Here is a 13,326-nt window from a genome sequence, read left to right as displayed (position 1 = left end):
TGTTCACAATTCACTCATGGCATAACACCAAAGGGGGAGGGTGAGGATGCTGACTTTGATCAAAAAATGGCGTAACGATTAAACAAAAATGACAAAATTCCTGAAAATTTACCCTGGCGCGCGTTTTGCCCGGTGAACGCGCGCCACCCTAAAATTAAATGCGGAAATGTCCGGCAGTTTCAGCAAGGTCGCCCGCCTGGCTCTGCAGCGCGCCGGCTGCAGCCGCAGATTGCACCACCAGTTCGGCGTTCTGCTGAACCATTCTGTCCAGATGGGTCACCGCATGGTTAATCTCCTGGATGCCTTTCATCTGCTCGCTGGTGGCGATGGAGATTTCACGCATGATGCCCGACACGCTACCGATGCTGGAGCGGATTTCGTTCATGCTTTCCCCGGCCAGATGAACGTAGCGGGAGCCGGTGGCCACGCTGTTGGTGGTGGAATCGATAAGCGTTTTAATCTCTTTCGCCGCCTGTGCGCTGCGGCTGGCCAGATTCCGCACTTCGCCGGCCACCACGGCAAACCCACGGCCTTGCTCTCCGGCGCGTGCGGCTTCCACCGAGGCATTCAGCGCCAGGATATTGGTCTGGAAGGCAATCCCGTCAATCACGCTGGTGATGTCGCCAATCTTCGCGGAAGCCACTTCAATGGACTGCATGGTGCTGATGGCCTGAGATACCACCTCGCCGCCGCGAGCCGCCGCCGCAGAGGCCTTACTCGCCTGGTCATTGGCTTCAGCCGCAGACTCGTTCGACTGGGTTACTGACGCGGTGATCTCTTCCACGGCGCTGGCCGTTTCGCGAAGGCTGGAGGCGGCCTGCTCGGTACGCCCTGAGAGGTCCTGGTTACCTGCCGCAATTTCCCGCGCGGCGTTTTTCACCGATGCGCTGGCATCCCGCAGTTGTACCATCACCACCGAGAGCTTGTCGCTGAAGGCGTTAAACGCCTGCGCTATTTGCGCCACTTCGTCATCGCCGCTCTCCGGCAGGCGTTGCGACAGATCGTTAGTGCCGTTCGCAATGTTATGCATCGCATCGCGAATGTCAGACAGGCGCTTCAGCAGACGCGCAATCAGGAAGTGAACAATGGCGCCGCTGAGTAAGGCCAGAATCACCAGCGAGATGGCCGAGGCTTTCAGCAGCGAGCGCATTCCGGAGGTGGCATCGCCTGTGTCCAGGGCAACAACCAGCATCCAGTTCGTACCCGGCACGGCGGTTGCCACGAAGGTTTTTTCGGCGCCATTGAAGGTCCCGTTTACCGGGTTTCCGCTTTTCAGCGCCGCAAAGTCGATGCCTTTGAGGGTTTCGGCGAACGGTTTAAGCGTCAGGGCAGGGTCGCTGGCGGCAATGACGGTGCCATCGCTATTCAGCAGCAGCCCGCTGCTTGCCGGGGTTGGGTGGATCCCGCGCACGTTAGCTACCACGCTGTCCATCGCCACATCGCCAGCCACCACGGCTTTCAGAGTACCGTTTTCTTTCACCGGCACGGCAAACGTCACCACCAGTTTTCCGCTACCGGCGTCAACGTAAGGCGCGGTCACGACCGGGCTATCCTGGCTTACGACCTGCTGATACCAGGGACGGATCGTGGGGTCATAATCCGCCGGTACGCCCGCTGGTTCAGAGAATTTCGCCGTTTTGCTGGCATAGCCAACGTAGACGTTAGTGAACCCACCCGCTTGGGCAAGCTGTTTAAAGACCGGAACCGGATCGTCGCTGAGCGCAACGGTTTGTGCGGAGGCGATAACCGTCATTTTGCTCTTCACCCAGTCCGCAATCGCCATGTTATGGCTGGCGCTGGTGCTGGTCAGGATGTCGCGCTGTGACTGCTGGTTATCCTGGCGTGTGACCTGAAAATTGATGACAGTATTAAGAAGAAGGGCGACGACCAGACAACCTGTCGTCGCGGCAATGATGCGTGCACGAATGGATCTGAACATAAGTGAAATACCTGCTGTGTTGTTTCCATGCCTATCGGCAACCCTGCAGGTAAACTTGATGCTGAAACCGCGTCCATAAGAAAATAATATTTTTACGGGTTTATTATTAAAAAGTTAATACTTTATCGGCGCGCAGAGTCCACTCGGCCAGTTCAACGAGCGTGCCGATTTCCACACCCTCAATCAGCGGCAATCCGGTGATGCCGCGCCCGTCGGTGCAGGTCTTGCACAGTTTGACCGGAACGTTTTGCGCGGTCAGGATCTCCAGCATCTGCTGGATGTTGTAGCCTTCTGCCGGTTTTTGTCCCTTCAGCCCGGCGGTGACCGCATCCGACATTAAAAAGAGCCGTAACTCCAGTTCACTCTCTTTATCACGTAGCGCGATCGCCAGACGCAGGCTGTTAAAAAGGGATTCGCTGCCGTAAGCCGCACCGTTGGCGACGATAACAATCTTCTGCATGTTGACTCCTGTTCTTTTAAAGGCACGAATATTGCTTAGCTATCCAGGGTTTCGCTGTCCGGGAGAGTAAGCATGACATTAATGGCTGGCATTTCGCCAGGTGCGACCGAATGGCTCCAGCGTGCAAGGTCGATGCGCCGGGAGCAACTGAGCAGGCTGGCACAGCTTGGCGTGCTGGTTAACGCCATCAGCCTGCTGGTGCATATGCTGCAGTGCGAGCGTGGAGCCTCTAACGTCTGGCTCTGCTCACAGGGTAAGCTGTACGCTGCCGAATGCAAAGCGAGCCGGGCGCTGGTGAATGAGAACCTCACTGCGCTTTATGACGTTCTGGATAATCACTCCCCGTTTCAGGGCAGCGGCGTGTGCGAACGTATAGCCGCCGCGCTGCTCAGTCTGGATAACCTGTCAGCCCTTCGTGACGGCGTTATTCAGCAAACCATCACGGCCCCGCAGGCGATGGATCACTATTGTCGCATCCTGCGTCATCTGCTCAGTATCGTACCGCAGCTTAATGACAGCATTGACGATCCGCAAATCGCAGGCCGTTTTGTCGCACTTTATAGCCTGATGCAGGGTAAAGAGCTGGCGGGACAAGAGCGGGCGCTGGGCGCCATTGGCTTCACGCAGGGCTATTTTGACGATGGCATCCGTCAGCAGCTGGTGGACCGGATTGACGGACAGCAGGCCTGCTTCGAGATTTTCATGACCCACAGCACGGCGGATGTGCAAACCACCTTTTCCCAGAATTGCCAGCCTGACCGTGAGACGGAGCAACTGAGGCGCCTGGCCTGTACCCGCCAGCCAGCCGCTGACAATGGCCATACCGCGCTGGCCTGGTTTGCTCTGCAAACGGCACGCCTTGAGCATCTGCGCACCCTGGAGGAGATGGTTATTGCCGATCTGATGATCGCGGTGGACGAGCGTATCCATCGACAGGAGGACTACACGCTCCCGGCTGAGGAGCAGGACGATCCGCTGGCCTCTTACCCGGATAAGCCCTTGTTAACCCTGGTTCGCCAGCAGGCGCGCGAGATAGAACAGCTTTCCCGTCAGCTTGCGTCACTGCGCGATACGCTCGAAGAGCGCAAAACCATCGATAAAGCGAAAAGCATACTGATGACCCATCAAAAGATGAGTGAGGAACAGGCATGGACGGCGCTGCGTAAAATGGCGATGGACAAAAACCAGCGCATGGTGGATATCGCCCGCGCGTTGCTCACCGTGAAGAGTTTGTGGCAGTTAACCCCTAAGGAGTAGGTGCACAATCAGTGGGCATTTAGTGCCTGATTGAGGTGCGCGGTCGTGGGGAATTCCCGGTAAACGCCCGGAAAACAGGGCAGTAAAACCTGGCATTCCCTTTGCATTATCTGATTAACCATTTTTGACGGTGCGCCAACGGCGGTGCATCTGTCTTCGGGATAAAGGCGTCCAGCGGTGCTTCGGCACGGGTGGGCGCTTTTTTTTGTCTTTTTTTCAGGAGTGGTCATGGCGGATTTGTCGAGACGGCGGTTTTTACAGGCCAGCATGCTGGCGAGCGGCGCCATGTTGTTACCGGGCGTCATGCAGGCCGCGTGGGCGGCAGGCTCGGATAAACCGGAGCAGGAGACGGTGCGCATCGGGTTTATACCGTTAACCGACTGCGCGCCGGTGGTTATCGCGGCGCTGAAGGGGTTTGATAAAAAATATGGCATCACCATCGTGCCAACCAAAGAGGCAAGCTGGGCAGCCGTGCGCGATAAGCTGGTGGCCGGCGAACTGGACGCCGCCCACATTCTTTACGGCCTGCTGTACGGGCTGGAGCTGGGGCTTGCCGGTAAGCCACAGCAGATGGCAAACCTGATGACCCTGAACCAGAACGGTCAGGCCATCACGCTCTCCAGCGATCTGGCAGAGAAGGGCGTTCGCGATCTTGACGGGCTGAAAACGCTGATTGGGCAGCAGGCACCCGGCACTTACACCTTCGCACACACCTTCCCGACCGGTACGCATGCGATGTGGCTGTACTACTGGCTGGCCAGCGCGGGCATTAATCCGTTCGATGACGTCCGGACCGTGGTTGTGCCGCCGCCGCAAATGGTGATGAACATGCGGATTGGCAACATGGTCGGCTTTTGCGTTGGTGAGCCGTGGAATGCGCGCGCCATTAACGACCGAATCGGGTTTACCGCCGCAACGTCCCAGTCGATCTGGGCCGATCATCCGGAAAAAATTCTTGGCACACGTCGCGACTGGGTGGAGAAAAACCCGAACACCGCGCGGGCGCTGGTGAGTGCGGTACTGGAAGCCGCACGCTGGATTGATGCATCACCAGACAACAAACGTGAGACCGCCCAAATCCTCGCTCGCCGGGCGTGGCTGAACACCAAAGAGCAGTATCTCACCGGACGGATGCTGGGAGAGTACGACAACGGGCTTGGCCAGCGCTGGCAGGATGCGCATCCGATCCGTTTCTTCAACGAGGGTGCCGTCAGCTATCCGTACCTCTCCGACGGGATGTGGTTTTTAACCCAGTTCCGCCGCTGGGGCTTGCTCAAATCGGCGCCGGATTATGCCGCCATCGCGCAGCGCATTAACCAGACCTCGGTCTGGCAGGATGCCGCCACGGCGGTGGGAGGCATATCCACCCCGTCATCACCGTATCGCAGCAGCACCCTGATGGACGGTACCGTCTGGAACGGTACCGATCCGGACGGTTACGCCAACCGCTTCGCTATTCACCGTAAAGGGGCCTGATTATGCAGCATCTGCACAGCACGAAATCGAAAGACGAGACGCCGGCGAGCGGGGAAGTGATTACCCTCCCTCCGGTACAGGTTCGCCGCCGCGCACCGACGTTCACGCGACGGATGAATGACCTTCTGCAGCGCGTGATCCCGGCGCTGCTGGGACTCGGGTTACTGGTGTTGCTCTGGCAGCTGGCCGCGATCAACAGCAAAGGGTTCCCGACGCCGCTCAGCACGCTGGATTCCGCATTAACGCTCTTCGCTGACCCGTTTTACCGCGACGGGCCAAACGATATGGGTATCGGCTGGAACGTGCTCGCTTCGCTGCAGCGCGTGGCGGTGGGCTTTGGTCTGGCGGCGCTCGCGGGGATCCCGCTCGGTTTCCTGATCGGTCGCTTCACCTTTTGCTCGCGCATGTTCAGCCCGTTGATTGCACTGTTACGCCCGGTCAGTCCTTTAGCCTGGCTGCCTATCGGCCTGCTGCTGTTCCAGAAAGCGGAGCCCGCCTCCAGCTGGACCATTTTTATCTGCTCAATATGGCCAATGGTGATTAACACCGCCGAAGGGGTACGTCGTATTCCACAGGATTACCTTAACGTTGCCCGCGTGCTGCAGCTCTCCGAGTGGACCATCATGCGGCGGATCCTCTTCCCGGCCGTGCTGCCCGCGGTGCTGACCGGGGTTCGCCTCTCTATTGGCATCGCCTGGCTGGTCATTGTCGCCGCCGAGATGCTCACCGGTGGGCTGGGGATCGGCTTCTGGATCTGGAATGAGTGGAACAACCTCAACGTCGAAAACATTCTCATCGCCATCGTCATCATTGGCGTGGTCGGGTTGCTGCTGGAGCAGGGGCTGATGCTGATCGCCCGCCGCTTTAGCTGGCAGGAAAAATAAGGAGCGAAGATGAAACCATTAATTCAGGTCCAGGCCGTGAGCCAGCGTTTTTCTACCGCCAGCGGCGAGTTTCTGGCGCTGCAGAACGTCTCTTTTGATATTCACGAAGGCGAAACCGTGAGCCTGATTGGCCACTCCGGGTGCGGCAAATCGACGTTGCTCAACCTGATTGCCGGGATCACCCTGCCGACCGAAGGTGGGCTGATTTGCGATAACCGCGAAATCGCCGGGCCAGGACCGGAGCGTGCGGTGGTGTTTCAGAACCATTCTCTGCTGCCGTGGCTCACCTGCTTCGACAACGTTGCGCTGGCGGTGGATCAGGTCTTTCGCCGCACTATGAGCAAGGTGGAGCGCAAGGAGTGGATTGAACACAACCTCGATCGCGTCCAGATGGGGCATGCCCTGCACAAACGGCCTTCGGAAATTTCCGGGGGCATGAAACAGCGCGTTGGCATTGCCCGTGCGCTGGCGATGAAGCCGAAGGTCCTGCTGATGGATGAACCGTTTGGCGCGCTGGATGCGCTCACGCGCGCGCATCTGCAGGACTCGGTGATGCAAATTCAGCAGGCGCTGAACACCACCATCGTGCTTATCACCCACGATGTGGACGAGGCTGTGCTGCTTTCTGACCGGGTACTGATGATGACTAACGGCCCGGCGGCCACCGTCGGCGAGGTGCTGCACGTTGACCTGCCTCGCCCGCGCAATCGGGTTCAGCTGGCGGACGATAGCCGCTATCACCATATGCGTCAGCAGATCCTCCATTTCCTCTATGAAAAACAGCCTAAAGCGGCGTAACGGAGGCGGTGATGCGACTGATCGTTATCGGTAATGGGATGGCCGCAACACGGCTGATTGCCTCGCTGACCGAGCGTGCGCCCGGTCGCTTCACGATCACCGTGTTTGGCGAGGAGTCGGAACACGCTTACAACCGCATCATGCTCTCGCCGGTACTGGGCGGGGAAAAACAGGCGCAGCAGATCCGCCTGCAGGATGACGCCTGGTATCACGCACGGGGTGTGACGGTACGACGGGGGGAAAAGGTGCTCTCCGTGGATGTTGAGAAACGCGAGGTCCATACCACAGCAACCACGCTGACCTGGGACGAACTGGTCTTTGCCACCGGGGCGACGCCTTTTGTACCCCCCATTCCGGGCGGTGACGCTCCGCATGTGTTCACCTTTCGTACGCTGGCCGATATCCGCGCGATTCAGGAGAACCCGGGGCCAGCTGTAGTGCTGGGCGGTGGGGTGCTCGGCGTCGAGGTCGCTGCGGCACTGGCCCGGTCTTGTGACAACGTCACGCTGGTGCATCGTGGTGCCTGGCTGATGGAACAGCAGCTCGATCGGCAGGCAGGCGTTCTGCTTGAAGAGGCGCTGGCGGAGCGCGGCGTTCGCTGCGAACTGTCATCGGGAATGACCGCCATTGCGGCGGATGCCGTGACGTTACAAAACGGACGCAAGATTAACGCCTCTCGCGTGGTGCTGGCGACCGGCGTGCAGCCCAATGTCGCACTGGCAAAAGCCAGCGGCATTCACTGTGCCCGCGGCATTGTGGTTAACCACCAGATGCAGACCTCAGTCCCGGCGATCAGCGCCATTGGTGAGTGCTGCGAAATCGACGGCCAGACGTTCGGCCTGGTCGCACCTTGCCTGGCGCAGGCGGATATCCTCGCCGCCCGGCTGGCTGGGGAGGCTAGCACGCCATTTGCCCTGACCGACAGCGGCATGCGCCTCAAAGTACCCGGTGTGGAGCTGTTCAGCGCCGGGCGAGTAGAGGTTCTGCCAGACGATGTGGTCTGGAGCGCCTGGGATCCGCTGACCCGTCACTATCGCCGTTTGTTACTGCATCGCGGTGCGCTTGCTGGCGTGCTGCTGATGGGGGATTGCCGCAACGCGGCAACATTCACCGATTTACTGGCAACGGCTGCGCCCGCCCACGCGGACTGGCTGTTCAATCGATTCACTACGCAACCGCAGGTTGCAGGACAAAACGCTATGACAAAACCTACGCTGGTGGTGGTTGGACACGGTATGGTCGGCCATCATTTTCTCGAAGACTGTGTGAAGCGCAATTTGCACCGGCAGTACCAGATTATCGTTTTTGGCGAAGAGCGCTATGCCGCCTACGATCGTGTGCATTTGTCAGAGTATTTTGGCGGACGAAGCGCAGAATCGCTCTCGCTGGTGGACGGTGATTTCTTTGCTGAACACGGCATTGAGCTTCGCCTCTCGCAGCAAATTGTGAGTATCGATCGCGACGCACACGTCGTGCGTACCGCCAGTGGGCATGAAACCCACTGGGACAAACTGGTGCTGGCGACCGGCTCGTACCCGTTTGTGCCTCCGGTACCGGGCAGCACGCTGCCGGGCTGCTTTGTTTACCGTACGCTGGACGACCTGGATAACATCGCCGCGCAGGCAAAGCAATCCCGTCGCGGGGTGGTCATTGGCGGTGGCCTGCTGGGACTGGAAGCCGCGAATGCCCTGAAACAGCTGGGCCTGGAAACGCACGTCGTGGAGTTTGCGCCACACCTGATGGCGGTACAACTCGACAACGACGGCGCGGCCATGCTGCGCAAAAAGATCGAAGCGCTTGGCGTGGGCGTTCACACCAGCAAAGCCACCACCGACATCGTCTCTGCGAACGGCGGGCTGGTGATGCGCTTTGCGGACGGCGAACAGCTGGAAACTGACATCGTGGTCTTCTCTGCAGGTATTCGCCCGCAGGATGCACTGGGGCGCAGCAGTGGCCTGGTGAACGGAGAGCGCGGCGGGATTTGCATTGATAACCAGTGCCAGACTTCCGATAAAGACGTGTTCGCTATCGGCGAATGTGCGCTGTGGGAGGGTAAAATTTTTGGCCTGGTCGCCCCGGGTTATCAGATGGCGCGGGTGGCATCGGCCACGCTGGCGGGAGAGGCGAGCGCCTTTACCGGGGCTGACATGAGCACCAAACTGAAGCTGCTGGGGGTAGATGTGGCCTCGTTTGGCGATGCCCATGGAAGAACACCCGGCGCGCTTAGCTATCAATGGACGCATGGTCCGCAGCAAATCTATAAAAAGATCGTGGTCAGTGAGGACAATAAAACCCTGTTGGGCGGCGTACTGGTGGGGGATGCCAGCGAATATGCGACCCTGGTGCAGATGATGCTCAACGGCATAGCGTTGCCCAAAGAGCCTGAAACGCTGATTTTACCTTCCTTCGCCGGGAGCGCGCCAAAAGCCCTCGGCGTGGCGGCACTGCCTGACAGTGCGCAGATCTGCTCCTGCCATAACGTCAGCAAAGGTGATATTTGTCAGGCGGTAAGTGCCGGTGCCGCGGATATTGGAGCCATAAAACAGTGCACCAAAGCCGCGACCGGTTGCGGAGGATGCAGCGCGCTGGTGAAACAGGTGATGGAGTACCAGCTTGCGGAGCAGGGCGTGGAGGTGAAAAAGGACATCTGCGAACACTTCCCGTGGTCGCGTCAGGAAATCTATCACCTGGTGCGCGTCAATCATATTCGTACCTTCGACCAGCTTATCAGCCGTTACGGGCAGGGGCACGGTTGCGAAATCTGTAAACCGCTGGTGGGGTCAGTGCTCGCCTCCTGCTGGAATGAGTACCTGCTGAAACCGGCACATCTGCCGCTGCAGGACACCAACGACCGTTACTTTGCCAATATTCAGAAAGACGGGACGTACTCCATTGTGCCCCGGATGCCTGCAGGGGAAGTGTCGGCCGACGGCTTGATAGCTATCGGCCAGATCGCCAAACGCTACCAGCTGTACAGCAAAATCACGGGCGGGCAGCGTATCGACCTCTTTGGCGCCACGCTCGACCAGCTGCCGGCGATCTGGCAGGCGCTGGTGGAGGCCGGATTTGAGACCGGTCACGCATACGGTAAATCCCTGCGCACGGTGAAATCCTGCGTTGGGTCGACCTGGTGCCGCTATGGCGTGCAAGATTCAACGCGTCTCGCGGTCACGCTTGAGCACCGCTATAAAGGCTTACGCGCGCCGCACAAAATTAAAATGGCCGTGTCCGGTTGTACCCGTGAATGTGCGGAGGCTCAGAGCAAGGACGTGGGCGTCATTGCGACCGACAAAGGCTGGAACCTGTATCTCTGCGGTAACGGCGGCATGAAACCGCGCCATGCGGATCTCTTTGCCAGCGATCTGGATGACGAGACGCTGATCCGCACCGTCGACCGTTTCCTGATGTTCTACATCCGCACGGCGGATCGCCTGCAGCGTACCAGTACGTGGGTGGACAATCTGGAAGGGGGGATCGACTACCTGCGCGAGGTGATTCTTCACGACAGCCTGGGCATTGCGCACGAGCTGGAACAGGAGATGGCTCGCGTGGTGGAAACCTACCAGTGTGAATGGCAGACCACGCTTAACGATCCGAGCCGTCTGGCGTTGTTCCGTACCGAAGTGAACCGTCAGCCGGTGGAAGAGAATAAACGCTGGCAAGCGGTCTGCGCTCTTGATGAGATCCCTGAGCAGGCGGGGATCGGCGCCCGGCTGGGGCGAAAACCGATTGCGCTTTTCCGCTTTGGTCAATCTGTCTATGCCCTCGATGACCTCGAGCCGGGCAGCACAGCAAACGTGCTTTCACGCGGTATTCTCGGCGATGCTGCCGGCGAGCCGGTGGTCATCTCTCCGCTCTATAAGCAGCGTATCCGTCTGCGCGACGGCTGTCAGGCCGATAACGGGGAACCTGCGGTGCGAGCCTGGCCGGTGAAAATAGAAAACGGTCAGGTGTGGGTCGGGAACGACGCGCAGATCTTGCGTGCGGAGGCGTCATGAATGAAACCCGAACGACGTGCCCCTACTGCGGGGTGGGCTGCGGCGTGATCGCAACGGTAGAGGGCGAGAAGGTCACCGTGCGCGGAGATGAACGCCATCCCGCCAGTTTTGGACGCCTGTGCGTTAAAGGCTCGGCATTAGGCGAAACGACCGGTCTGCAGGGGCGACTGCTGCACCCGGTGGTCGACGGGCAGGAGGTGGAATGGTCCCGGGCGCTGGCGGCGGCAGGTGAACGGCTGCAGACCATCATCGACACCTGGGGACCACAGGCGGTGGCGTTTTACGCCTCCGGCCAGCTGTTGACTGAGGACTATTACGCCGCCAATAAGCTGATGAAAGGGTTTATCGGTGCGGCAAACATAGATACCAACTCGCGGCTCTGTATGTCGTCCGCGGTGACGGGCTACAAGCGCGCGTTTGATGAAGATGTGGTGCCGTGCAGCTATGAGGATGTGGAAAACAGCGATCTGGTGGTGCTGGTCGGGTCGAATGCGGCATGGACCCATCCGGTGCTGTATCAGCGGCTGGTACAGGCGCGCCAGAACAACCCTGCGATGAAAGTTGTGGTTATCGATCCGCGCAAAACGGCCACCTGCGATATTGCTGACCTGCATCTGGCGCTTACGCCCGGCAGTGACGCCGGGCTGTTTGTCGGTTTACTCAATCTGATTCAGGGAACCGACGCGTGGCCCATCGCCCGGGTGGCTGAGTTTTGTGGCCTCTCAACCGAGGACGTGGGGACCTTCTACGACTGGTTTGTGACTGCGCCGCGGGCCATCACGCTCTACACCATGGGCATTAATCAGTCCTCAAGCGGCAGCGACAAGTGTAATGCCATCATCAACGTTCATCTGGCCAGCGGAAAATTCGCCCGTCAGGGCTGCGGACCGTTTTCGCTGACCGGACAGCCTAACGCGATGGGGGGGCGGGAGGTGGGTGGGCTGGCGAACCAGCTTGCCGCTCACATGAATTTCGAGCCGGAGTCTCTTTCGCGGGTGGCGCGTTTCTGGGGTACGGAAAGACTGGCCCAGACGCCGGGCCTGATGGCGGTGGAGTTGTTTGATGCGATCGCCCGCGGCGAAGTGAAAGCGGTGTGGATCATGGGTACCAATCCTGCCGTCTCGCTGCCGGACAGCCACGCAGTGTGCCAGGCGCTGGAACATTGCCCGCTGGTGATTGTCTCCGAGGTGATGCAGGAGACCGACACCAGCCGCTATGCCCATATCCGCTTCCCGGTGCAGGCGTGGGGGGAGAAAGACGGTACGGTAACCAATTCCGAGCGGCGTATTTCGCGCCAGCGCGCCTTTCTGCCGGCGCCAGGCGAGACCAAACCGGACTGGTGGGTCATCGCCCGGGTGGCACAGGCGCTGGGCTATGGTGAAGCCTTCGCCTGGGAACATCCGCAGCAAATTTTTTGTGAGCATGCAGCGCTCTCGGCCTTTGAAAATGACGGCGCGCGGGCGTTTAACCTTCATGAACTGGCGTCACTTACCCGTGAGGAATGGGACCGACTTGAGCCTTATCAGTGGTCAGCGGGGGCCTTTGCGCGCCGGGAAATTGTGCCGGTAGAGCCTCAGCCACACGGTGCGGCAATAAACGCGCTATACCCGCTGATTCTCAATACCGGACGTATCCGCGATCAGTGGCACACCATGACCCGGACGGGGTACGTCCCGAAACTGATGCAGCATAGTGCTGAGCCGTGTGTTGAGATCGGCGCCGCCGATGCCATGCGCTTCTCACTGTACGACGGACAGCTGGCGCGCATCAGTTCTCCGCGTGGGGTGATGCTGGGAAGAGTGCGCATCACTGACGGGCAGCGAGAAGGTGAGCTGTTTGTGCCAATGCACTGGAATGCCCAGTTTGCCCGCCAGGGGAAGGTGAATGCGCTGGTGGAAGGGCGCTGTGACCCGCTGTCCGGTCAGCCCGAGAGTAAACAGACGGCCGTCAGGATTATGCCCTGGCAGCCGGGCTGGCAGGGTGAGCTTTATGCCCGTGAACTGCCGGAGCTTCCACCCTCTGTCTGCTGGTGGCGTAAAGTCTCACGTCTGACGGTGGCGGGGGATAAGCCGTTGCTGGCGTGGGTTATGCAGTATGCCAGTGAACGGGGCTGGCAGCTGCAGGTCGCGCAGACCAGCGAGCGCAGCAGCGTGCTGGCCTGGCATGACGGACAACTGATGCTCGGGTTCTGGGAAGGCACTGCGTTACCGACACTGGCGCACGCGGTAATTGAAGCCGCGTTTCGTTCACCTCCCGTGACGCTTGCTGAGCGCCACGCGTTGTTGAATGGACAGGGAACCGGGGACAGTGTCGATCCGGGCCGGATCATCTGCAGCTGTTTCAGCGTGGGGGAAACCGTCATACGCGAGGCGATTGGGGGAGGGTGTGATTCCGTCGCGGCGCTGGGTGCCAGGCTGCGCTGCGGAACGAACTGCGGCTCCTGTGTGCCTGAACTAAAAACAATGTTTCAGGATATTCCGGAAAATTCCTCTTAAGGCTGCAAAACGTGAGGAA

Annotated in this window: 8 protein-coding genes; 6 read left to right on the top strand and 2 right to left on the bottom strand. The window is 59.4% G+C overall.

Annotation, left to right across the window (positions count from 1 at the left end):
- Positions 1 to 154: 154 nt before the first annotated feature.
- Entirely contained in the window at positions 155 to 1,939 is a 1,785-nt protein-coding gene (locus AM379_RS21285; protein ID WP_040017709.1) for a methyl-accepting chemotaxis protein, read from the bottom strand.
- A gap of 106 nt (positions 1,940 to 2,045) precedes the next feature.
- Entirely contained in the window at positions 2,046 to 2,399 is a 354-nt protein-coding gene (locus tag AM379_RS21280; RefSeq protein WP_020882353.1) for a DsrE/DsrF/TusD sulfur relay family protein, read from the bottom strand.
- A gap of 72 nt (positions 2,400 to 2,471) precedes the next feature.
- Here AM379_RS21280 and nasR point away from each other — a divergent pair, with 72 nt between their 5' ends.
- From nasR to AM379_RS21245, 6 genes are all read left to right on the top strand, one after another.
- A complete protein-coding gene (gene nasR / locus AM379_RS21275; protein ID WP_032678343.1) occupies positions 2,472 to 3,656 on the top strand; it encodes a nitrate regulatory protein NasR in 1,185 nt (394 codons plus the stop codon).
- Positions 3,657 to 3,884: 228 nt separating this feature from the next.
- The gene (locus tag AM379_RS21265) at positions 3,885 to 5,132 is read left to right on the top strand and encodes a CmpA/NrtA family ABC transporter substrate-binding protein (protein ID WP_032678342.1); all 1,248 of its coding nucleotides are present in this window, start codon (positions 3,885 to 3,887) and stop codon (positions 5,130 to 5,132) included.
- A gap of 2 nt (positions 5,133 to 5,134) precedes the next feature.
- Positions 5,135 to 6,016 (top strand): nitrate ABC transporter permease, encoded by an 882-nt coding sequence (gene ntrB / locus AM379_RS21260; protein WP_014170482.1) that lies wholly within the window; start codon positions 5,135 to 5,137, stop codon positions 6,014 to 6,016.
- A 9-nt stretch (positions 6,017 to 6,025) separates the two neighbouring features.
- Positions 6,026 to 6,814, top strand: coding sequence for an ABC transporter ATP-binding protein (locus AM379_RS21255; RefSeq protein WP_106504201.1), 789 nt, complete (start codon positions 6,026 to 6,028; stop codon positions 6,812 to 6,814).
- 11 nt (positions 6,815 to 6,825) lie between these two features.
- Positions 6,826 to 10,812, top strand: a complete 3,987-nt coding sequence (nirB, locus tag AM379_RS21250) for a nitrite reductase large subunit NirB (protein WP_106504200.1) — start codon at positions 6,826 to 6,828, stop codon at positions 10,810 to 10,812.
- Positions 10,809 to 13,307, top strand: a complete 2,499-nt coding sequence (locus AM379_RS21245; RefSeq protein ID WP_106504199.1) for a nitrate reductase — start codon at positions 10,809 to 10,811, stop codon at positions 13,305 to 13,307. Before nirB ends, AM379_RS21245 begins: the two co-directional genes overlap by 4 nt.
- Positions 13,308 to 13,326: the final 19 nt, after the last annotated feature.

Origin of the sequence: Enterobacter cloacae complex sp. FDA-CDC-AR_0132 (assembly GCF_003010695.1) — a bacterium.
Classification (GTDB): Bacteria; Pseudomonadota; Gammaproteobacteria; order Enterobacterales; family Enterobacteriaceae; genus Enterobacter; species Enterobacter ludwigii.
This window is presented reverse-complemented; position numbering and strand designations above follow the sequence as displayed.